The following is a 23,781-nucleotide window of genomic DNA, read 5'->3' as shown; positions in this document are numbered from 1 at the left end:
ATGGCGCTTCCCACCATCAATCTCGCCGCATTCCTCGATCTGGTGCGCCCCTCGGCCCCGTCCGCGCCGGATCCCGTGATCGTCGAGCACCTGCGCCTCGCCGCGACGACGTTCTGCACGCGCACGCGCTGCTGGCGCGACACCCACACCGAGACCATCACGGCACAGAACCAGTCGATCAGCCTGCCGCCCTATGCGACCATCCTCGAGGTCGAGAGCGCGGTGCTCGACGGCGTGCTGCTGATCCCCGCGATCCACGCCGATTTCGACCCGGCCGATTTCACGGCGGCGGGCGGCCGGCCGAAGTACCTGACCCAGATCGCGCCGAACACGCTCACGATCCTGCCTTTCGCCGCGGGCGGCACCTTGCTGCTCACCGCGTTTTGGACGCCCCGGCCCGGACATGAATTCGCTATCGGGGCCAGCAGGCAGCCAGAAAACGCCTTCAACCAAGTGCCGGAATTCCTCTATGTGAACCACTCCGCGACCATCGTCGCCGGCGCCCTGGCGTCGCTGCTGGCACTGCCGAACCAGCCCTGGACGAGCCCGGACCTCGCCATGATGAAGGGCGCTGCATTCTCAGCGGCTTGCGACGATGCGTTCGCGCTCCACCTTCGCGGCCAGCAGCGGGCGCCGCTTCGCACCAAGGCGCAGTTCGTGTGAGGCGCAAATGCTGACCATTCGCACCTCTCATGGAGAAATCCCGGTCCTTAATAATCGGCTGCTGCCGGAAGGCTTCGCCGCCCACGCGGAGAACACGCGGTTCGAGACCGGGACGCTCATGCCCTATCGGCGGGCGGCCCTCGCGCACCAGTTCGATGTCGCCACCAAGACCGTGATCCGCCACGGCGGACAGTGGATCGGGCTTCCCTTCGAGGCCGATGTCGCCCCGGCGCCGGTGGCCGAGGACCGCATCTATTTCACCGTCGACGGCGCCGCGCCGAAGATGCTGGCCGATGGCGTCACCTATGACCTCGCGCTGCCGCCGCCCGCCACGGCGCCGACGATCAGCACCAGCGGCACGACCGACCCGGCCGAGATCGAAGACATCGGCTATGCCTATACCTTCGTCACGTCTTTCAACGAGGAAAGCGCGCCGTCCCCCCCGTCGTCCCCCGTGGAATGGTCGGACGGCGTGACGGTCACCGTTGAGGGCTTTGCAGAGCCTGCGGCCGGGCGCGGCGTCGACCGCATCCGCATCTACCGCTCGCAGACCTCCGCGCTCGGCGACACCTCGCTCTATTTCGTCAAAGAGCTCACCCTGCCAGCGTCCAGCTGGGACCATGATCTTGAGACCGATCCGATGCAGGAGATCCTGCCTTCGGTCGATTTCGACATGCCGCCCGACGATCTCGCGGGCCTGACCGCCATGCCGAACGGAATGATGGCGGGCTTCACCGGAAAGCAACTCTGGTTCTGCGAGCCGTACCAACCGCACGCATGGCCGGCGAAATACATGCTGACGTTGGACTACCCGATCGTGGGGCTCGCCTCCTTCGGTTCCGCGCTCGCGATCATGACCAAGGGCACGCCATATCTGGCGCAGGGGACGGCCCCGGAGACCATGGCCATGGAGAAAATGGAGGCGCTTCTGCCCTGCGTTTCCAAGGATGCCATCGTCGATCTGGGCTATGCCGCCGTCTACCCGTCATCGGATGGCCTGGTCATGATCTCGCCGCAGGGCGCGCGGATCATCACCGGGAACCTCTTCCTGCCGCGTGAATGGCGCCGCCTCTCCCCCGCCACCTTCTTCGCCGCGCAGTACCGGGGCCTCTATGTCTTCGCCTACCTGGCCGAGGACATCCCCATTGCGGACGCCCAGGCGCCCGGAACCGATTTCACCGACATTCCGCTTTGGGACTGCGGCGGGCCAAGCACGACGGAGGGCGTCATCATCTACGATGGCGGATCGCCCTTCACCGAGGCCAAGCACCGGGCGCTTGGCATCATCAATGCAGGCGCCGAGCAACCCGAATTCGTTCGGGTCTCATCCGATGTCGCAGTCTACCCAGCCTCGCTCTATTTCTCGGTCGAAGACGAGCTGATTTACACGCTCGGGCAAGACGGCGCGCTCTACGAATTCGATTCCGCCTATGGCGCGCCATCCCGCTATACTTGGACGAGCCCCGAGTTCCGGCTTCCATCCGTCACGGGCTATGCCGGCGTCTATGTCGAGATCGAGAACGCAGAGCTGCAGCCGAAGCTCACGGTCGAGGTGTTCGCTGGCGGCAAGCTCATCCACACGCGGGATGATGTTGGCGATGGCCTGTTCCGGCTGCCTAGCGGGTTCAAGGACAGGACCTGGCAGGTCACCTTGAGCGGAAACGCGGAGGTGGCCGCCTGCCACCTCCTCGAATCCTACGACGAGATCGCGGGGGGGGCATGACGTATTTCAACGCGAGCACAGACATGCCACGTATCCGCCGCCTGCTCGAGGCGGTCGAGGAGCTGCTCGGCTGGCGAGGCCGCCCGGACAGAACCGCCGTGCGCAATGCCGATGTCGCCCGGATCGTCGAACGGGCCATTGCGGAGATTCGCACCGACGTTTCCGGCAGTTTCACCACGACAGACGGCAAGACCGTGACGATCACCAAGGGCATCGTGACCCGCGTCGAATAGGAAGGAGTCCATCCATGAGCGTTATTTCGGCCCGCATCCGCATGCGCCGCGGCCCCTCCGCGTCCTGGGCCGCTGCGAACCCGATCCTGCTCGACGGCGAACCCGCCTTTGAGACCGACACCGGTCTTTTCCGCATTGGCGATGGCGTCACGCGCTTTCTCGACCTGCCCGCCGCCTCGGTCAGCGACACCTTCGTCTCCAGCACGGTCAGCGCGGCTATTGCCGCGATGAAATCGTCGGCTGCCTCTATCATTGGAAGCTGGACGTTCAATGTGGGCGTCAAGCTCCTGTCCTGGCTCGACATCGGCCCCTCGTCCGAGTGCCGAATCGCCTATTCGAAAGACTACGACGTGCTCGATATTGTCGGGAAGCTTGGTGAGCCTGGAGAGAATACGACTGCGTTGCGAGTGCGGTCGAGATATTTTCGCATTATGAACACCGATGGGAACAAGTTCGCAGCGACGTTCGATTCCGATGGTGTTTCGGCACTCCGCTTTAACGGCTCCCAGAAACTTGCAACCGGCCCGAGTGGGGTCGACATCTCAGGGGCTATCGCCGCAGATTCAGCCGCCGGGGCTATGCTGGACAACACAGACGGGCTCACATCGAATTCCCCGTCGCGCCTGCCCACCGTTCGGGCGGCGCGCGCCTATCTCGATGAGCGCACCCTCACGAAAGCCATTGCCTGGGCGGTCGTGTCAAATAGCGACAGCGACCTCACGGTTTTGGAAAGCAGGGGATTTTCGGACGACACGCCACCGGCTCGGACAGGGACCGGAACGTATGCTTTTGTGTTTGATGCACCGCAAGCGGACACCAATTATCACGTCGATCTTTGCCCGGTCGGGACGGCCAATGTCGCTTACGGCCTTCAGTATAAGTCGGCGACCGGGTTCACCATTCAGACTCGGAGCGCGTCTCAGGCTGGCCTTCTGAACGTTGCGTTCACCATCGAGGTCAGGAGATTGTCCTGACCCGGTGGCAACCCAGCGGGATCTAGCGGTTTAACACCGCATGTGGTAGCCTTGTGGTCAGATCGCGCATGATGCGCGAGCCCATCACCGATACGGGGGCTCCCATGCGTGACCAGAATACCGCGTTCGACAGCGAGGCATGGCGCAGGCTTCGCGACGAGAAGCTGATGGAATGGATCTGCGACGAGTTCGCCGTGCAGTTCATCGTCACGTTCAGCGATGTCTGTGAGGTCTTCGATGATCTCTGGGATGGCGACAAGCCTGTCACCCGCGACGATCTGAGCCGCACTCTCTTCAACTGCCTCGCGGAGATCCCGATCAACCCGTTCTTCGATCGGTTCAAGCAGCAGCTCGTGCCGATCATAATCACCGGCATCAACGCCTGGCTCGATGCCAATGCCCTTGAAAATGGAAACAGGAACGACCGCGTGTTCGCCTACGTGCTCCGCGACTGGTACATGGAGCTCATCGCCTTCGTCATCTACCTGACCCGGGGCCGCGACCACATGCGCCGGGTCAGCCTCGATGTGCGCGAGTTCTTCACGCATCACGAAACCCTCGAAGAATACATGGGAGATTTGGCATGAGCGGCGGCGGAAGTTCGGCCCCAGATCCAGATCCGAACATCGGCAAGGCCGCCATGATGTCGGCCGAGCTCGGGCAGGACTATTTCGCGTGGATGAAGGACCAGGCGAAGACACCGAACGCCTGGGCGAAAGAGGATCGCGCGCGATACACGAGCAAGTTCCTGCCCTTGCAAGACGCCTATATCGAGAAGGCGCAGGCGGGGCCGGATTATGCCGGCGTGGAGGGCGATGTGCGCCGCGCGCGCGCGGATGCCACGGTCGGCTTCGAAAACGCGCAGGGGCAGGAAAGTCGGCGGCTCGCTGCGATGGGCGTGAACCCTGCATCTGGTCGGTTCGGCGAAGCGACGCGGCGCAGCGAGCTGACGCAGGCCCTGGGCACCATCGGCGCAGGCAACGCGACCCGGCTCGCTTCCCGGGCCAGCGCCGAAGCCGAGGCGGACGTGCGCGAGTCGAACGCGATCAATCTAGGCTCCGGCCTCGCGGTGAACCCGGCCACGTCGATCGGCCTCTCCACCGGCGCGATGTCCTCCGGCGTCTCAGGCGCCATGCAGGGCTATGGACAGCAGGGGCAGCTTCTCAACCAGGACTACCAGAACCGGGTTTCGGCGTGGTCCGCGAACCAGGCGAGCCAGGATTCTATGTGGGGCGGGCTCGGGAGCATCGCGGGCTTCATGATGTCCAACCCGGCGATCCTGTCGTCCAGGGACTACAAGACCAACAAGCGCCCGGCCCGCGGCATCCTCGAACAGGTCCGCGAAATGCCGGTCGAGGAATGGTCCTACAAGGAAGGCATCGCCGATGGCGGTCCCCATGTCGGCCCCTATGCCGAGGACTTCCATGCCGCGACCGGCAAGGGGGACGGCCGGTCGATACCGGTGGTGGACGCCATCGGCATCAGCATCGGCGGCGTGCAGGAGCTGGACCGGAGACTGCGCCGCCTGGCCCGTAGCATTTCGGCTGCCGATGGTGGCGCGCGCTCCGGTACCGCCCCCACGCCCAAGGGCATTTCAGGGGCGGCCGCATGAGCGGAGCGGGCGCCTTTCTGAGCGGAATGGGCCAAGGCCTCTGGACCGGGCAAGGGCTCAACCAGAACCGGGCGATCCTTGAGGCGCTCGATCGCGGCGGAGACCGTCAGCCGCTGGCGAACAGCGGCGTCGCGCGGTCCATCTTTGGCCCGGGCGGCGGCTCGTCCGCCCCGGCCGCTGGGGCTGGCGTCCTGCCCGACATAGAGACGGGCGAAATCCCGCAGGATCGCATGGCGGCCCGCGCCGCGTTCAATGATCGGCTCCGCGAGCTGGGCCACCCGGAGCATGTGATCGAAGGGCTTGGTTGGAACATCACTGACGAATCCACTTGGGATTTCGGTGCCCATGGCGACGGCGGCCAGAGCTTCGGGGCGGTCCAATGGTATGGGGACCGACGCGACGCCTATCTCGGGTTCGCAAAGGATCGCGGCGTGGACCCGACCGATCCACGCGCGCAGGCCGATTTCGCGGACCACGAGTGGCGAACCTCGCATGCCGACGCCTACAAGGCCGCGCTCGACGCAGGCGATGCCTCCGGCGCCGCGCTGGCGTTCCTGCATCGCTACGAGATCCCAGCGAAGCAATATCGAGATGCACGCGACGCGGCCTATCGGTCCCGCCGCGCGCCCGCCGAGCCGTCAGCCGAGCGCGGCATCATCGACGATCCCGCCGAGCGCATTCTCGGCGCCTTCTATCGGTAAGGAGCACACATGTCCGGTCTCGGTTCCTTCATCCAGAGCGCGTTCCAGGGCTATACCTACGGCCAGAACCTGCAGGACCGCCGCCGCCGCCGGGACCGTGAGGATACGGTCTGGGCGCAGCAGGATCAGCTCTTCGAGTGGCAGCAGGAGGATCGCGAGTTTGCGCGGGCCGAACGCGACCGGGCCGCCGCCGCCGCCGCGCGCGAGCGCAGCATCTTTGCCGATGCGGCCGAGGCCGCGCGGCTCGGCTACCAGCAGGAACAGGCGGGCATGATCGACGCCACGGGCGATCCGAGCCGCCCGCGCCCGCGCCCGGAGAACGCGATCGGGACACCGCCGCAAACCGAGGTGGAAAGCCCGCGCGCCCCGGACGATGCTGCGCCGGGCCTCGCCTATGCCCCGCACCAAATCTCTCCCGACTATTACGACCCGCGCCGCGGGGCCGATCCAACCGGCGCCAGCCGCCCCTCAATGGAGAATGCCGCCAATCTGGCCGCAATGAACCAGCCCGCGCTTCCGGGGCCGGATCGCCCCGCAATGCCCGCCCCGGCCCCGCGCCCGATTGCCGCCGCCATGGATCAGGCGCCGATGCCGCGCCGCGGGCTCGATGTCGCGCGCTACCAGCAGCGCCCGCCGCAACCGACCGGTCTAGCTCGCCAAGCGCGCAGCCTAGCCATGGGCATGGCCGGCCAGAACCCGGCCGCAGGATCGGCCTCGGCAATGCGCGCCGACCTGCCCCCGCGCGCGCCGGTGCAGGATGCCCCCCCGCGCCAGATCGCAGGCTTGCAGCAGCCGCGTTCAATCGCACCGGATTCCGCCCCGCTCCTGACCCCGGACCCGCAGCGCGCCGCCGCGCCCCGGCCCGCAAGGGCCGGGGCTGCCCAAGCCGCGCCCGTCATCGACGTTGAAGGCAAATCCACCTCCGACCTCGACGCACAGGCCCGCAGCGCGCCGCCCGAGGCTGGCGGATCGCCCTCCGTCGCGGTTGCCAAAGAGGCCATAGCAGCCAGCACCGAGAGGGGTGTGATCGGGCCGAACGACAGGCCCAGCCTCAGCGACGCGCAACAGAGACAAGCCAAGCGCAGCTTCATGGATCACTACCTCTCCGAGGGGGTGCCCAAGATCGTGGAACACTACCTCTCGACCGGTCAAATCGAGAAGGCACAGGCGTTCGAAAAGTGGGCGCAGTCCAAGGAGGTCGAGGGACAACTCCAGTCGTGGTCTCAGGCGGTTCTGGCCGCCACGCTCGGCGATGAGGACGGGTTCCTCACGAGCCTTGCGGACACCTACAACCAGGTGAATGACGGCTACGAGATCGTGCGGGACCGGTCCGGGTTTCTGCGCGACGCCAAAGGCAACGTGACGGGGGCCGAACTCTCCTTCAAGGGAGAGGACGGCAAGGTATTCACGCGGCGCTACGAGAACATGGACGACGTCATCGAGGCAGGCATCTACGCTTTCTCGCCCGAACAGACCTTCGAATACCTCTGGGGGCTGAGCCAGCAGGCCCGCCAGATGCGGATCAACCGCACCAAGAGCGCGCTGCCCAGCCAGGGCGACATTCAGGCTGAGATCCGCCGAGAAGCACTGGAAATCCGCAAAGCGCAGCAGTTCGCGTCCGACCCGCTCTCCGAAGAGGACATCCAGCGGATGGCGGCCGAGAACGTGATGCGCCAACTGCAGAACGCGGGCTCGATCGTCTCCGGCGGGCTCAGCGTCGGCGGCAACGGGGCTGGCCCGAAGCCACCGGACTGGACGGGCCGGTAGTGAACATGTTACAAGATTTCCGCTAGGACCGATCTGCATCGCGCAATACCAGAGGGGTAGCGCCCCGACCCCCGACATGTGAACGCCGAAAGGCTGGGGGCGCCGAGCGGGTGAAAGGCCCGCAACGCCTCGGGGGAGAAGCATGCCGGCGCTGAATTTCAAGAAGCAGTTCGCAGATGACGTCGCCTACGGCATCAAGCGCCAGACCGTGCGGGCCCCCCGCAAGGATGGCCGCGCTCATTGCAAAGTTGGCGACACGATCAAGCTCTTTACCGGGATGCGGACCAAGTCCTGCCGTCTGCTTGGCGAGGCTCGCGTCACCTCGATCAAGACGATCTGGATGGATGGCGTGAGCATGAAGTTGAACGGCGAGGTGCTTCCTTCATGCATAGTCGACCGCGACGGCCCGATGACCGACAACGAATTTGCTAAAGCTGATGGATTTGAAGGCTTCACCGAAATGGCAAACTGGTTTGGAGAGGTCCATGGCTTGCCATTCGAAGGCGTCGTAATCCGCTGGTCAGAGCTCCGTTAGAAGGTCAGTATGAGCAGCAGCATAGTCTTTCACGCTCGGGCTCCGTGGGGAGTGCATGATTTCCAGGTTTCGGCACCTGACGATCTTCTTCTTCTGGAAAGCGACCAGGACGCCCTTGCTGCCAAGCTCTTTGGATGCTCGGTGTCTGATTATCTGGAATGGCTTCTTCTCGGTGGCGCCCCCTTATGCGGGGGCACAACGAGAAGAGGGAAGCCCTGCAAGAAACTGGTTGGCCCCACAAATCTGCCAGTCGCGGAATGGCGCAGCAGGCATAGGGCGCAGCTCTGCCATTGCCACTCGTGACGATCAGACCCATATTCCAGGAATGGACTCGCTCGATCGCTCCATCCGCCGCGAACGCCGCCTTATGGCGTTCCTCGTGTTCCCAGCTGCCGCCGCGACGCCGTTCGGCGTGATCTTCGCGCTGACCGGTTCATTCCCGGCCGCGCTCATTGGCGGCGCGCTGATCGGCTTCGGTCTCATGGTGCTCATGGAATATGTCGAGATCGGCGAGCGCCGGAGACGCTGGATTTCGGCGCTGCGCACGCGCGGAGCCCGGCATGACCGCGAGGATTTCGGGATTTGAAGGCCCGCCGCGCTTCCCGCCCCCAACCGCTTCTGGTATAACCGACCCACTTGGGTTTTCTGCCTGCGCTCTAGCGCGGCCTCTTTGCACTGAAACGAGACCGAGCAAAGAGGGCTGCCGTGAACCGCAACGTATTTGCGCTGAACCCCGTCGAGTATGAGATCAATCGCGGCCAGATCGAGGCGGATCGAAAGCGCCCTGATGGCCCGGATTTCGACGCACTGTCCCGTCAGCACCAGGTTCCGCAGAACGTCCTCGAGGCCCTGACCGAGGCGGCGGGCATTTCCGACCCCGCCCAAGTCGGCAAATTCGCGGATGAAGCCGCCGCCCGGATCGGCGCCCAGATGAAGAACGGCGCTGATGTGCCCGGCGCCCTGCGCAACGTGCTCGGCCAAGAGGCCCCGGTTCAGGAGGTTCTCGACCGCGCTCTGCAGATAGCGGGGGCCAGGCCGCAGGCGCAAGCTGGCCAGGAGGATCGCCCCGCCCCCACCATGTCGCGCGCGGCCTCGGCCGCCAACGCCGTGGCGCAGGGAGCGGCGGGCATCGGGGAAATGGGCCTCAAGGGCGTGGCGGCGGCCGACGAGCTGCGCGAGGGGCGTGAGCGTCGCCTCGATGCGGCCATGCAGGATCAGGCCGGAACCGGCGCGGGCTGGGCGGGCGCGCGGCGTGTCGCGCTGGAAGGCGCCCGCGAGATTGCAGCGCGCGACGGCAATGCGCAGGAAGTGGCGCAGATCGAGCAGCAACTCGCCGATCTCGCCAATTTCGAGCGGGACCGCGCTGCCCAGACCGCGCAGGACAGGCCCGCGTATCAGTCCGGCCAGCAGTTCGGCGACGCCGCGCGCGATCGGTTCAAGACCGATCCGGCTTATCAGGGCGACTTCTGGACCGACAAGGTGGCGCAGGGCGCGGGCTCCATGCTCGGGTTCATCGGCACGACCATCGCCACCGGCGGCACGGGGATTCTTCTCACCGGCGCGGCGGTCAATGCCGGATCGGTCTATGACGACGCGAAACAGAACGGCGCAACAGAAGATCAGGCGCTGCAAGCTTCTGGCCTCGGCGCCTATGTCGGAACCACTGAGGCCATCCCGATCCTCGAAGGCCTCAACCGCATCGCGCCAGGCGCCGGCGGCCGCCTTGTGTCTGCCCTTCGACACATTGCCATCACCGCCGGGGAAGAGGCCGCGCAGGAAGCGTTCACCGAGTTTTCGAACAACCTGATTGCCAAGGGTATCTATGACCCGGAGCGCGGCGTGTTGGAGAACGTCGGGGAATCCGCCCTGATCGGTGCCATTCTCGGCGCTGGAACGGGCGGCATCGGCGCGACCCGTCGCCCGGTCGGCCCGCGCGATGATGACGAGGGAGAAAAACCAGTCGGCTTCCTCCCCCACCCAGACCCTACGACTCCTTCCGAAACCGGCGCGGACGGTGGCAGCACCGCGCTGGAAGTCCCCGCCTCAGAGCAAGACACCCCCTCATTCGGCTCTGAGGCGGGGGCGCCTGACGTGCAGAACCAGCCCGAACATGGGCCGATTTCGCGCGCGGCGGCCCAGGCCCCGGCTTCCGTGGTGGGCAACTTTGAGGCGGGATCGGCCGTGACCATCGAGGGCGACGGCATCGACCCGCTGGACGCGACGTTCGTGGAAGAGACCGCGGGCGGCATCAAGGTCGAGGACGAAAACGGCCCCTACCTGATCCCCCGCGACGACATCGCCAGCGGGCGGTATCGGATCACGCGCCGAGGTGGTGACCCGCTGGCGCCGCTGGCCCCGGCGATAGAAGCGCAGCCGCCGCTCCCCGATCTTCCCCAGGGCGTTGATCGCGATGTCTACGACGAGCGCGTCGGGATCATGATGGATTCCGGTATGGATGAGGCCGAGGCGCAGAGGCGCGCTCTCGACGCGATCCTCGCCCAACAGAAAGCCGCCGCGCAGGCCCAGCAGCAAGAGCGCGCGCCGAAACAAGCGCCTGTCGAGCCGGTTTCGGATGCGGAGGCGATGGAGCAGGCGGACGCGGACGCGCAGGGCGCCTCTGCGCCTCAGGCCCAGGAAGACGACCGAACAATCAACCTCGACGGCATGGGCGAAGCCATGGCGGCGGGCGCTATCGGGGCGGTTCGGAAGCAAGCGGCATCCGATCGGCCGAATGCGGAAATCGAGACGGTCGCCCAGATGATCCGCGCCGCCGAAAAGCGCGGCTTCGAAGTGACCGATGACGACGTTCGGGAAATGGACCGCATCGCCAGCGAGGCATTCGGTGCTGACGATTTCGGACAGCAGATCCGGGCGGGATTGGGCCGCATTTTCGCCGGGCGGAAACCAGCCAAGGTCGAGCAGGAGACCCCGGTCGCGCAGCCCGTCAGCGATCCGGAACAAGCCATCTGGGACGCCCTGTCCCCGCGCCAGCGGCAGGTGTGGGCGCGCCGCGCCGGTCTGCCGGAAGAGGATATGGGGCTGGTCAAGGCGCGCTGGAGCGACGCCGGTGACGCGGGCCGCGCCAAGCTGCGCGCGCTCGCCGGATCAACGCCCCTGCCCGGCGCCCCGCGCGGCATGGAGCCCGATCGCGTGCCGCAGGATCCCGCCGCGCCGCCCGCGCCGCTGCCCCAGGAGCGCGGCCCGCGCTATCAGGAACCCGAAAAGCCGGTCGCGGCGCCCGATCCGGCACGGAGGCCGGAACCTCCCCTGCCCGGCCCCGAGCCGGTCGCGCCGCCGAAAAAGGCCTTGGCCGGTGATGATGCTGCCGCCCTGACCGAAGATCTGCGCGCCGCCTGGACGGCCCGCGAGGACATCCCCGACACCAAAGACCAGGTCGAGGCGTTCAAGAAAGCCAGCGAGCCGGTCAAGGAAGCCATGGAGCGCCTGCGCGCAGCGGTCGGGCAGAAAGAGGCCAACAAGATCCTCGAGCGGATCGAGAACGACTATGCGGCGGGGAAGAAAGATGCTGCGAAGGATCGTCCGCTTCCCAGCGGCGTGAAAGCCCGGCAGACCGGCCCGGATGTTGGCGAAATGACGGCCCGCCAAGCTTATGATGCCCTTCTGAAATGGATCGTGGACGGTCACCCGGAAAGCGGCGGCTTCTTCACGTTTGGAGGTGTGTCCTTCTCGCTGTCCTTCGACCAGTGGTGGGGCAAGAACCGGGTGAAGGAGCCCGAGGGAAAGGTCTTTGTCTCGGACGGTGACTCGCTGGATGCGATCTATTTCGATACGGCGGCAGTGAAAGCCTCGATCGAGAAGCCGTCCGAGCCTGCGGCCGAAGCCCGGCCTACGCAACAGCAGGAGGTCGAGGGCCGCGAGAAGATTGAGGACGTTGGCGAAAAGATCGGTGGCGCGCGCAAGGATCTCGCCAAGCGGTTCCGCGACAGCCTGACCGACCTGGACAGCACCGACGAGCTGCGCGGCTACACGCTCAACGAGCTCATTCCAGAGCCCGACTATGTGGCGCTGATCGAAGAGGGCATGGACCGCGAGACGGTCGCGGCAATCGCGTGGCTGCGCGGCCAGATCGGACGCAAGCCGGCGAAGGGATGGAAGCAGCTCGATTGGGCCAGCGACGTGAAGGCCGCCCGCAACGAGATCCGCCGCTTGATGGATGGCGAGATTTCGGCTGCGGAATGGGGCGTCGAGCTCGAGAGCGGCCCCAAGCGCGATGCGCGAGAGTCATTGACCCGCAAAATCGCGATGGCGACCATCTCCAAGATGCACGCAGTTGATTTCGCGATCGCCGGGCGCGCCATGTTCGGCGGGCGGTCGACGAAGAAGTCCGACAGCGACGAGGTGGACCTGTCCTATGAGGCGTGGCTGCGCATGCCGGGCGACCGCAACCGCTACGCCCGCGGCGCGAGCCCAACGGCTCTTTCCAATGATCTGGCCGACGCCATCCGCGAGTATCGCCGCCACCTTGAGGCCAAGCGCGCGGGCGAGAAGCCGTTCGATTTCCGCTTCCATCGCCGCTACCGCCGCAGCGGCGGGGAGCATTACATCTACGCGCGCAAGCCCAGGCTGGTGAAGATGCGCACCTTCCAGAGCAGCGAGGCCGCCCAGGCGTTCCTGAACGATCCCGAGAAGATGGCCGAGCTGCAGAAGGAAGCCGAGCGCATGCGCACCGGCGCCCGGGAGCGTCGTGACGAAAACCGTGATCGTGTCGGCCCGGAACGGCGCAAGGGCGATGTCTCGGCTGACGATTTCCGCAAGGCGTTCGGTTTTCGTGGGGTCGAGTTCGGCAACTATGTCAAGCAGGGTCAGCGCCAAGACCTCGTGAACGACGCCTATGATGCGCTCATGGACATGGCGGGCGCGCTCGGCATCCCGGCTGAGACCCTCTCGCTCAAGGGAAAGCTCGGCTTCGCCTTCGGTGCGCGAGGTCAGGGCCGCCGCGGCAACTTCGTCGCCGCCGCCCATTACGAACCGGCCAAGACCGTCATCAACCTCACGCGCGACGCGGGCGCTGGCTCCCTCGCTCACGAATGGTGGCATGCGGTCGACAACCACATCGCCGAGATCAACACCGGCGCCAGATCCTACGCGCTCTTCACCGAGGGGCAGATCAACCGACAGGTTCAGAACCTCGATGGGGATTTCGCCAAGGCGCTGCGCCGCCTGGTGCGCGAAATCGGCAAGACCGAGTGGCATCGCAAGATGCGCCAGCTCGACGCGATGCGCGAGAAACCCTACTGGTCGACCAACGTGGAAGAAACCGCGCGCCTCTTTGAGGCGATGGTGGTGGAGCGCCTCGAGGATCGGGGCATGTCAAACGACTTCCTCGCCAATATCGACAAGAGCGGCGGGGCCTACCCGAGCGAGAAGGTGATCGGCGAGCTCCGCGACCCGTTCAACAGCGTGATCGGCTTCGTGGAGGCCGAGTTCACGAAGGACGGGGGCACCGTCCCCGACATGCCCGACCTGTTGCCAATGGCGCGCTCCCGCCCGCCCGAGCCGGGCCGGGAATGGTCTTCGCCGCAAGGTCTGCGCCGGATCACGCGCGAGCGCGACATTGAAGGCACGCCCTATTTCGAGATCCTCACCGTCGATACTGGCGCCAAGACCACCGTGCCGAAGGACGAAGTGGCGCGGATCATCGCGCGCGACGAATACGACGCGACGCCCGAAGGCCAGAACGAGGCCAAGGATCTGCGCGATAAGAAAGAGGCCGCGCAGAAACGCCGCGACGAGTATGAGCGGGTGGAGCGCGAACTAGAGGCCCGGCGGGAGGCTTTCATCGCAGATGAGGTCAAGCGCCGGGGCACTCCCAATGGCAAGGACGAAACCAGCTTTGCCTATCGCATCCACGACACGCTCACCAAGCAGGTGCAGAACGGCCAGACCCGGCAGCAGATGGTGGACGATTTTGTCAGCCGCGGTGGTCGCGTGACCGATGAGGGTGTGAAGCTCGAAAATGGCGTGATCTTGCCGGCCGACTGGATCACGAAACAGATCGGCTTGGACTACGCCCGCTGGGCGGCGCGCGAGCACAACATACTCGGCGCGGCGGAAGGCTTGGGGGCCGCCGTCGAGAAGGCGCAGGCGCGCATGCCCAAGGGCTTCACCCTCACAGCGCAGCGCAACGAGGTTGTGGTGCGCGACGGCGACCGAAAGCTGGTTGGCTCTACCATTGCCGATCGCGCAGAAGAGGTCGATGCCGCGGTGGACCGGGCTGTCGCGATGGCGGGAGATAGCGCGGCTGAGAATAGCGCCATGAAAAATCCGGCGCCGAAATCGGTGAAAAAATCACCCGCGAAACGGCTCACGCCGAAGCAAATGCGCGAGGCAGAAGCTGCAAAAATCAAAGACTACTTCACGCCTGGGAACGTCGTAAGCCCCTATGGAGGCGGCGCAGACATTGTGATCTCCTACAGGGAGGATGAAAGCGGCAACCCGATTGTGCGGGTGCAGCGTGCCGTAAAAGATGGCGACACTTGGATTCCCGATCCGAAAGAAGGAATCCGCACTCATGGCACCAGACCAAATGCGAGAGAGCTTCAGCAGGGACCGATCTGGCGGGCCGACCCGACGCCGGAAGCGGAGAACGAGCCTGCGCCAAAACCCGATGCCGGGCCGAAGAAAGGGCTCGCAAACCTCTCGGAAGAAGAGAACGCCCAACTCGCCGATCTCGAGAAGCTGCTTGCCGGCAAGCTGCGCAACGAGGTCCGCTCGGGGCTCGACCCCGAGCTCGTCACCATCGCGTTCAAGATCGGGCACCTCTATGTCAAAGCGGGCATGCGCCGGTTCCGCCAGGTGCTCGAAACCATGATGGACCGCATGGGCCTGACGCTTGAAGAGGCCCAGCCCTACGCCCGGAACGCCTATGGTCAGATCCGCGACGATCTTGAGCTTGCGGGCGAAAACGTGGCCGACATGGACGGCGCCGCCGAGGTAATCGCCATCGTCCGCGCCATGCGGGAGGAGGAGAAAGCGGCCGAGGCGCAGAAGCCGAAGGCACAGGAGCCCCCGGCAGATGAGAGCGAGCCCGCGCTGCTGGCTGGTGCTTTCGCCCGCGCGTTCACGCTCAGACAGAACTTCAAAAACATCGTGGAGGCCCGCAAGTTCGCTGGCGAAACTCTTGAACGCGCCATCGAAAAGGGCGATCACAAGATGATCGAGGAGGCCTTGGAGATAGCCCTTGTGGCGCGGGCCCGCGCAATTGCCGCGACATCGGATAGCCATGCCGCCGCCTTCGACGCCCTTGTCGATCTCTACAAGGCGCAGCCGAAGCTCAACCAGCGCACATCGACCAGCATGGAGCAGCAGGCCTATTCCACGCCCGCGCCGCTGGCCTATCTCGCGTCCCGACTGGCCGGGATCGACGCCGGAAAGGCCGTCTACGAGCCCGCGGCCGGAAACGGCATGCTACTGATCGAGGCAGACCCGGAGCGCACAGCAGCCAATGAGCTCAACCCCGACCGCTTCGCCGGGCTAAAGCGCCTCTTCGGCGCCAAGGGGAGGATCACCAACGAAGACGCGCTCACGGTCAACCAGCCTTCTGGCCGCGATGTCGTGATCGGGAACCCGCCCTTCGGAAAGGTGAAGAGCGATACGGGCGAGACGCGGGAGTTCGCGGTGCCGCTCTTCGGCGCAGAGACCTTCAAGACCACGGAAATCGACCAGGCGATCATGCTGCGCGCCTTGGAAGCAATGAAGCCTGACGGGCGGGCGGTTTTCATCATCGGCAGCCATCAGGGCGATCAGGACACGCGCAAGTCGAAGTACCGCGCCAAGCGCAGCCGCATGTTCATGAACCGGCTCTACGAGAACTTCAATGTGACGGAGCATTTCACGATCGACGGAAAGCTCTATGATCGGCAGGGCGCAGGGTGGCCCGTCGATGTGATCGTGATCGAGGGGCATGGGAAGGCGAGCAAGCCCTTGCCCATGGCAGAGCCCCCCGTCGTTTATGACGATTGGGCGCAGTTGAAGGAGAGGCTCGATGGCCAAGACAGTCTGGACCCCCGCAGCGGCCGAAATGGGGATGGGGGCGATCTGGGTGACGGACCCGGCCGGTCCCCTGACGAAGGAGGCGTATCGCCTGGCGCTGAGCAGCAGGATCGACCGGCTGGTCAGGTTGGCGATGAGGGACGGCCTGGATCCTCTGGCGATGGCGGAAGAACCTATGTGGGAGAACGACAGGCTGACGCCGCCGAAGAGCCCGATGGCGCTGGGGCTTCTGCTCGCGGAGGACAGCGAGACGCTGGCAATGGCGAGCGGGATGGACGCGGAGACCTGGCCGGTGAAGGAGATCAGGCCCAACCCGCAGATGGCGGCGACTCTGGAAGCCGAAACCTGGGGGGAGTTCCTCGAGGCCTTGTACGGGTAGAGCGCCACAACACCGAGGCCGAGACAAGCCTGCAGGTCCAATATGCCCACCGGTCGAACGCGCAGTTCGCCGTTGGCACGGTGATGCCCAGGAACATGCAGGAAGCCATTGCCCGGGCGCTTGACGATTTGTCGTCCCGCGTCGGTGACATTGATGATTTCGTCGCCGCTGAACTTGGCTACAGCCGTGACGAGCTTCTCGGAACGCCCAAGAGCAAGGGGTATTTCTCTGCCGAGCAGGTGGATGCCATCGCGCTTGCGATCGACAATATCGGCAAGGGTGCGGGCTTCATTGTCGGTGATCAGACCGGCGTGGGTAAAGGTCGCGTGGTCGCGGCGATGCTGCGCTATGCCATGCGCAATGGAAAGATCCCGGTGTTCCTAACCAAGGAGCCGGGCCTCTACGCTGACATGATGCGCGACCTGCGCGACATCGGAATGGGGGATGTGCTGCCGCAGATCCTCGTTACCAACAACGACCTGCGCGGCAAGAAGGCGCTCGACGTCGGCAATGGCGAGGCCCTCACCTCGCGCCCGAAATCGCAGATCAACGATGCGCTGTCGACTATCATGCGCACCGGACGGCCCCCGCAGGATGTCGGCCTCATCTTCACGACCTACTCGCAAATGCAGCTTGTCAAGAAGCGGCCGACCCCGCGGATGAACGCGCTGGAGGCGCTGGCGCCGAATGCGATGTTCGTGCTGGACGAAAGTCATGAGGCGGGCGGCACAGCTGCGGGCGGGCGCGCTCCGTCCGACGAGATGAACCGGTCCACGTTCATTCGCGGGCTCCTGCGCAACAGTGGTGGGACGATGTTCAGTTCGGCCACCTATGCCAAGAACCCGCATGTGATGTCGCTCTACTTCAAGACCGACCTGTCGCTCGCCGTGGACAATATTGACACGCTGTCAACCGTGATTTCCGAGGGCGGCGTTCCGCTGCAGCAGGTGATTGCGAACATGCTGGTGGAAGCCCGCCAGTACGTGCGCCGCGAACGATCCTTCGAAGGCGTCGAAATGCAGCTCGAGCAGCTCGCGACGGATACCCAGGCGGGCAAGGACGGTGCGCGGGCGTTGCGCGAAGTGTTCGCGCTCGACCGCGATTTCATGCAGGACGTGCGGGAAGCCTTCGCCGAAGAACTCGCGGAGAAGGGCGAGATCGGAGCCAAGGATGGTGCCGTGGGCGAGGAATCGGCTTCGTCCGTCAACTTCGCTTCGATCATGCACAATGTCGTCTCGCAGCTCCTTCTGTCGCTCAAGGCGCAGTCCGCGGTGGACATGGCGGTCGAGGCCCACAAGCGCGGCGAGAAACCGATCATCGCCCTGTCGAATACCAATGCCAGCATCATGTCGGACTACGTGGACGATCACGGGATCGGCGAAGGCGATCCGCTCGACGTGCCGTTCAATGCGATCCTCGATCGGTATCTAGCGCGGCTGCGGCGGATCACGGTCAAGGATGCGCAAGACAACAAGCGCCATGAATGGCTGTCCGATACCGACATCGTGCGCCTCGGCGGCAAGAGCGCGCTCGATGCCTTCCAGAGGGTCGAGGCGTCGATCAGGGGCATGAAGTTGAAGGGGCTCAGCGGATCGCCCATCGACTTTATTCTTGAGGGTCTGCGCGCGGCAGGTGTCAGGGTTGCCGAGATCACCGGTCGCAGCCTGACAATCGAGAATGGAAAGCTGGCCAGGCGCGAGGCCAGCGCGGCGGCCAAGCGGCGCACGATGAACGCCTACAATTCGGGTGAGATCGATGCGCTGGTCATCAACAGGTCGGGCTCCACGGGGTTCTCGATGCACGCGACGGCTGCGCCCGACAATGATGGCAAGCCCCGGCACATGTTCATTCTCCAGCCCGAGCCGAACATCGACGTGTTCATGCAGATGCTCGGACGGATCCACCGCACCGGGCAGATCAAGCTGCCGCGCTACACCATCGCGGTCTCCGATCTTGCCGTGGAGAAGCGCCCGGCGGCCGTGCTCATGCGCAAGATGGCCTCGCTCAGCGCCAACACCACCGCGTCGAAGAAGTCGGCCGTCAATCTCGACAACGTGGTCGACTTCCTCAACATCTACGGCGATCGGGTTATGCGGAATTACCTGCGCGAAAACATGGATGTCGCGCAGGAACTTGACGTGATCCCGGGGAAGGAGATCGACGGGCTCGCGGCGCGGGCGACGGGGCGGATGGCCATCCTTGAGCCAGAACAGGCGGCCCGCATCTACGAGGACATCGAGACGATCTACACCGAGTATATCGAGACCCTGGACCGGCTGGGACAGAACGGGCTCGAGGCCAAGACGCTCGAACTGGACGCCAAGACGCTGCACAAGGCTGAAATCGAGCCCGGCATCGAGAATGGAAGCCCGTTCCAGCGCCCGGCCTATATCGAGCGCGTCGATGTGAAGGTGATGGGGCGCCCCTACAAGCCTGAAGAGCTGCAGGCCGAGCTTGACAAGGTTCTGGCCGGGCGCGCGCCGGGCGATGTCACGCGCGAAATCGTCCAGCAGCTTCGTGGCGACCTTCCGGCCGAGCTCGACAAGATTGCCGAGACCCGTTCCGCTGCGGTGAAGCGTCTGGATGCGGCCAAGACCGAAAAGCAGAAGGATAGCGCCCAGGACGCGATCAATCGGGCAGACACGCGGCGGCAGAACGCGCAGGAGTCGCTTCGGCAGATCGTCAGCATGGTCGAAACACACCTCGCGCCCGGAGAGCCGTTGCGGATCCGCACCGCGCCGCCGGAAGGCGGTGGCGCGGCCGGCGATCCGGTCGCGGCCGTGTCGCTTGGGGTCGACGTGTCCAGGGCGAAGGGAACGCCGCTCGCCCCGTCCCGCATGATGGTACGTCTTGCCATTGCGAACCCCGGCCGGGAGATCCGCGTGCCGCTGTCGCGCCTGATGGGGGATGATCGCGAATACGAGCTCGACAGCCTGTCGAGCTCGTGGGACGCAGTGATGAAGGCGTTTGAGGAAGGCAACGCCGAGACTCGCGAAACCCGGCAGATGGTGACGGGCAACCTCGTCTCCGGGTTTGCCAAGTTCAAGCAGGGCCAGATCGTCATGTTCACCCGCAAGGATGGCACGATCGACCAGGGCATCCTCATGCCGCAGAACTTCGATCCGAAGCGGAAGCTCGAGAGCCTTCCGGTGCGGTTCACCGACCCGGCCCATATGATCGAGTTCCTGCACGCCGAGGTCGACAGTTCGGCCCCGCCGATGCTCATGACCAGCGACGGCATCGTCGGCCTCGTGCGCAGCAACGGCGCCTATTCAATCACGATCAAGACCAGCGGCGGCCGGCCCTATGTTCTGAACCGCGCGGTGCGCGATCTTGTAGGTGATTTCGAGCAGCGCCGCGGGGCAAAGGTCTTCGCCAAGTCGATCACGAGCCCGTCCGACCTTCGGAAGCTAGTCGCGCTGTGGCAGGACAACATCGGCGCAGAGTTCCAGGCGGAAGCCTTCAAGGATGTAGCCCGAATGATCACCGGGGAAGAAATCCCAGACCTGGGCGAGGATGGCGATCAGGCTGGGCTCGACCTTGGACCGCGGGCAAAGCGTCGCGAGGGTCCGGCCCGGCCCGCGCCGAAGGCGGGCGCGCGGCGTCGGCTTGTCGCCGACCTCAAGCGCGAACTGCGCCAGCTCGTGCCCGGGCGCGACGTGAAGCTCGACGTGCGCGACGGCTCCATCGACATCGGCGGCGAAACCGATCTGGACGGCTATTTCCTCGACAACGTGATAGGGGTCTCGACCAGCGCCAAGGACGGGGCAAAGGGCGTGATGCGCCATGAGGTGATCCACATGCTGCGCAGCTCCGCGCTCTGGGGCGGCACGCATGGGCTCTTCACCCGCGACGAATGGCAAACGCTCGTCCGCGCGGCCCGGGCCGACCAGAAGACGCGCAAGAAGGTGCGCGATCTCTACCCGGATCTCGGAGAGAACGCCCAGATCGAAGAGGTGATCGCGGAAATGTTCCGCGAATGGTCCGAGAAGAAGGATGCGCAGCCGGCGGTCATGCGCGCTCTCGAGAAGGTCGGGAAACTGCTCAACGCCTTCATCCGCGTGCTGCGTCAGAACAAGGCCGACCAGGCGGCCGATGTGTTCCAGCGCGTCCGCTCGGGCGAGATTGGCGGTCGCGGCGGCCCTGATGGCCCGCGCGGCCCCGGCGGCGGGCTGAAAGCCAAGCGTCGAAAGGGCGAGAAACCGACAGCGGATTGGGGCCACGCGCCTGTGGTTCAGGCCGAGAGCATCGAAGCCGGGGAAAAATCCATCGTCAGCCACGCCCTGACGCAGGCGATGGATGGAATCGGCGGTTTGGGCCTCCTGTCCATGGTTCCGGGGCGCCCGCTCTTCACCGAGCTCGGCCGCGGCATACCATCGGCCAAGAAATATCTGCGCCTTAAGGAGCAGATGGACACGCTGCGCAACGAACTGCATGCCGAAAGCGACAAGATCGCGCAGAAATGGCGTCAGCTGGCCAAGCAGGACCGAAAGGCGAACAACCGCCTGATGGACTTGATGCACCGCTCGACCATCGAGGGAATCGACCCTTCCGAACCGTTCAAGCGGCGCGCCGAGCTGCGAGACAAGGATATTCTGGGCACCTCTGCGCAGTCATCCAAGACGTGGAAGGAGGCCAAGAAACGGCTGGACGAGGACGCCCGGCGGGAGCCGATCCATGCCGAGCTCAAGGCAGAATATCAGGCGCTGCCCGAGGATTACCGGGCGATGTATCGCACCGTGCGCGACGAATACGCCCGGCTGGCCGACGAGTTCGAACGCGCGATCGCGCAGAACGCGCAGAAGGCCATGGAGGTGGCGGTGCGGCGCGCTGAACGCGCCCATACCCGCGAGATGGAGCGGATCGAAGACGATGGCCTTGAGGGGCAGGAGCGCGCAGATGCCATCGAGGCGGCCGACCGCGCGCTCAAGACGGCAAAGGCCCGCGGCGGGTGGAGCAAGCAGGCTCGGCTCAACCAGCTCCGCGAGCGGTTCGAGAGCAATCGTCTGGAAGGCCCCTATTTCCCGCTGCAACGGTTCGGGAAATACTACCTGACGCTGCGCGATGAGAACGGGAAGGTCGAGAGTTTCTCGCTCTTCGAGAGCGAACGCGAGCTCGACAAGGCGGCCAAACAGGCGCGGCGCGAGGGATACGAGATCCGCTCCGGCGACATGGGGGTGCGCGATAAGGCCGAGTTTCGCGACATGGTTGACCCGAATTTCGTTGCCGATGTCGAGGCGTTGCTCGAAGAGATCGACGCCGATTCCACCGTCATGGACACAATCTGGCAGCGTTGGCTGGAAACCCTGCCCGATGCGTCCCTGCGCAAGAGCCGGATCCACCGGAAGGCCACGCCGGGATATTCCACCGACGCCCTGCGGGCGTTCGGCCACAAGATGTTCCATGGCGCGCACCAGCTCGCCCGCCTGAAATACGCGCTCGACATGAGCGAGGCGCTCGATGTGGCCCAGGAAGAGGTGAAGGCGACGGTCGATCCGGTGCGCAACGGCCTCATCCTCGAGGAAATGCGCCGCCGGCACGATTTCACCATGAACCCGACCGGCTCCGTCTTCGCCCAGGCGATGACCTCGGCGGCCTTCTTCTATTACCTCGGCATGTCCCCGGCCGCCGCCATCGTGAACCTGACGCAGACCACCATTGTCGGCGTTCCGGTGCTCGGGGCTTTCTACGGAAAGGGCGGCATCACGGCGGCCAGCCGCGCGGTGACAAGGGCGCTGGCCGATTTCACGCGCGGCAAGGGCCACGCGGCCGAGAGCGCGCGCCTGACGGCCGACGAGAAGGAGGCGATGCAAGCGGCCTACGACATGGGCGTGGTGGACAAGACGCAGGGCCATGACATCGCCGGAGTGGGCGAGACGGGCGTCGAATACAGCCCCACGCGCACCCGCGTCATGGCCTTCGTGTCCTGGTTCTTCCATCACGCCGAGCGCCTGAACCGCGAAGTCACCTTCCTCGCCGCCTATCGCCTGGCGCGCGACAAGGGACAGCCGCATGCCGATGCGGTGGACGCCGCGGCCGATCTCACCTGGAAAAGCCATTTCGATTATCAGAACACCAGCCGCCCGCGGATCATGCAAAGCGACTGGATGAAGGTGATCCTCGTCTTTCGCAACTTTCAGGTGAACATGCTGTGGCGCCTCTTCCGTGACACGCATCAGGCGTTCCACGGCGCCAGCCCGGAGGTCCGACAAGAGGCGCGCCGCCAGCTCGCCGGGATCACGACCATGATGCTCTTCCATGCGGGCGTGAAGGGCGTCTGGGGTTATTCCCTTCTGATGATGCTCATGGGCATGTTCTTCCCCGGCGGCGACGACGAGGCCGAGGAAAGCCTTGAGAAGATGCTGTTTTCCATCCTCCCCAAGGATGCGGTCGGCGCGCTGCTGAACGGCGTGCCCGGTCACCTCTCCGGTGTCGATCTGCGTGCCCGCGTTGGCATGCCAGATCTGTGGTTTCGCTCACCGGATCGTCAGCTCGAGGGCGAGGACGAGTATGCCTATTGGCTCCAGGAGCTCGTCGGCGCGGCCCCGGGAATGGTCGAGAACCTCTGGCGCGGCGGCGACATGATCCTCGATAGCCGGTTCTGGACCGATCTCGATGAACTTTTGCCCGGCGGCCATGCGTGGCGCGGGGCCGAAACGGCATCGCCGAAGTTCATCCGCGACCAGATGCGGACCATCCGCTATCTGCGCGAGGGTGCAGAGACCTATAACGGCGACCCGATCATCGAGCATTTCAAGCCGCTGGAGACGCTGTTGCAAGCCATTGGCTTCACCCCTGCCCGGCTGTCGGAGCGATATGACGCGAATACCCGCCTCAAGAACCGGGAACGCGCGATCCTGGACGAGCGGAAAAGCATCATGCAAGACGCTGCGGAAAGCGTGATGGCGGGCCGAGGCCTGTCCGATGCGGTGCGCGACGAGATCCGCCTCTTCAATGCCGAGAACAGAGACTATCCGATCACACATGAAAGCTTGATCCGCTCGATCCGCGGCCGACAGTCGCGCAGCGCGCGCAACGAGTTTGGGGTGCAGCTCAATCCGAAGCTGAACGAGAGGCTCCGGCGGGAAATGGCTCCCCTCGTCTACGACTAGCGGGCTACCTCTAGATGTGGTAGGGTTCCGCCAAATAGCGCGCATGATGCGCGGTCCCTTGGTGCCACG

General features: G+C 65.1%; 11 protein-coding genes. All 11 read left to right on the top strand.

Translation table 11 applies throughout. The annotated features are described in order from the left end of the window. Nucleotides 1–663, top strand: coding sequence for a hypothetical protein (locus tag DSD19_RS04555; RefSeq protein ID WP_113668674.1), 663 nt, complete (start codon nt 1–3; stop codon nt 661–663). Between the two features lie 7 nt (nt 664–670). Then, the gene (locus DSD19_RS04550) at nt 671–2,386 is read left to right on the top strand and encodes a hypothetical protein (protein WP_113668673.1); all 1,716 of its coding nucleotides are present in this window, start codon (nt 671–673) and stop codon (nt 2,384–2,386) included. After that, entirely contained in the window at nt 2,383–2,619 is a 237-nt protein-coding gene (locus DSD19_RS04545) for a hypothetical protein (protein ID WP_113668672.1), read from the top strand. The genes DSD19_RS04550 and DSD19_RS04545 overlap by 4 nt, the downstream gene beginning before the upstream one ends. 14 nt (nt 2,620–2,633) lie before the next feature. Beyond that, nucleotides 2,634–3,593 (top strand): hypothetical protein, encoded by a 960-nt coding sequence (locus tag DSD19_RS04540; protein WP_113668671.1) that lies wholly within the window; start codon nt 2,634–2,636, stop codon nt 3,591–3,593. 104 nt (nt 3,594–3,697) lie between these two features. After that, complete coding sequence (locus tag DSD19_RS04535; protein ID WP_113668777.1) at nt 3,698–4,180, top strand: hypothetical protein; 483 nt, start codon at nt 3,698–3,700, stop codon at nt 4,178–4,180. Further along, complete coding sequence (locus DSD19_RS04530) at nt 4,177–5,205, top strand: tail fiber domain-containing protein (protein WP_113668670.1); 1,029 nt, start codon at nt 4,177–4,179, stop codon at nt 5,203–5,205. Before DSD19_RS04535 ends, DSD19_RS04530 begins: the two co-directional genes overlap by 4 nt. Further along, nucleotides 5,202–5,906: a phage tail tip lysozyme gene (locus tag DSD19_RS04525; protein WP_133260353.1), complete on the top strand. Its 705-nt coding sequence runs from the start codon at nt 5,202–5,204 to the stop codon at nt 5,904–5,906. Before DSD19_RS04530 ends, DSD19_RS04525 begins: the two co-directional genes overlap by 4 nt. Nucleotides 5,907–5,915: 9 nt before the next feature. Further along, a complete protein-coding gene (locus tag DSD19_RS04520) occupies nt 5,916–7,673 on the top strand; it encodes a hypothetical protein (protein WP_113668668.1) in 1,758 nt (585 codons plus the stop codon). A 142-nt stretch (nt 7,674–7,815) separates the two neighbouring features. Beyond that, entirely contained in the window at nt 7,816–8,208 is a 393-nt protein-coding gene (locus DSD19_RS04515) for a hypothetical protein (RefSeq protein ID WP_113668667.1), read from the top strand. A gap of 325 nt (nt 8,209–8,533) precedes the next feature. Then, nucleotides 8,534–8,794 (top strand): hypothetical protein, encoded by a 261-nt coding sequence (locus DSD19_RS04510; protein WP_113668666.1) that lies wholly within the window; start codon nt 8,534–8,536, stop codon nt 8,792–8,794. A gap of 119 nt (nt 8,795–8,913) precedes the next feature. Next, a complete protein-coding gene (locus tag DSD19_RS04505) occupies nt 8,914–23,712 on the top strand; it encodes a PLxRFG domain-containing protein (protein WP_113668665.1) in 14,799 nt (4,932 codons plus the stop codon). Nucleotides 23,713–23,781 lie beyond the last annotated feature (69 nt).

Origin of the sequence: Rhodovulum sp. BSW8, from assembly GCF_003314725.1 — a bacterium.
GTDB lineage: Bacteria > Pseudomonadota > Alphaproteobacteria > Rhodobacterales > Rhodobacteraceae > Rhodovulum > Rhodovulum visakhapatnamense.
This window is presented reverse-complemented; position numbering and strand designations above follow the sequence as displayed.

Excerpts from the sequence above, each read along its gene's own strand:
- DSD19_RS04555 (WP_113668674.1), top strand. The coding sequence starts at position 1 with ATGGCGCTTCCCACCATCAATCTCGCCGCATTCCTCGATCTGGTGCGC.
- DSD19_RS04550 (WP_113668673.1), top strand. The coding sequence starts at position 671 with ATGCTGACCATTCGCACCTCTCATGGAGAAATCCCGGTCCTTAATAAT.
- DSD19_RS04545 (WP_113668672.1), top strand. The coding sequence starts at position 2,383 with ATGACGTATTTCAACGCGAGCACAGACATGCCACGTATCCGCCGCCTG.
- DSD19_RS04540 (WP_113668671.1), top strand. The coding sequence starts at position 2,634 with ATGAGCGTTATTTCGGCCCGCATCCGCATGCGCCGCGGCCCCTCCGCG.
- DSD19_RS04535 (WP_113668777.1), top strand. The coding sequence starts at position 3,698 with ATGCGTGACCAGAATACCGCGTTCGACAGCGAGGCATGGCGCAGGCTT.
- DSD19_RS04530 (WP_113668670.1), top strand. The coding sequence starts at position 4,177 with ATGAGCGGCGGCGGAAGTTCGGCCCCAGATCCAGATCCGAACATCGGC.
- DSD19_RS04525 (WP_133260353.1), top strand. The coding sequence starts at position 5,202 with ATGAGCGGAGCGGGCGCCTTTCTGAGCGGAATGGGCCAAGGCCTCTGG.
- DSD19_RS04520 (WP_113668668.1), top strand. The coding sequence starts at position 5,916 with ATGTCCGGTCTCGGTTCCTTCATCCAGAGCGCGTTCCAGGGCTATACC.
- DSD19_RS04515 (WP_113668667.1), top strand. The coding sequence starts at position 7,816 with ATGCCGGCGCTGAATTTCAAGAAGCAGTTCGCAGATGACGTCGCCTAC.
- DSD19_RS04510 (WP_113668666.1), top strand. The coding sequence starts at position 8,534 with ATGGACTCGCTCGATCGCTCCATCCGCCGCGAACGCCGCCTTATGGCG.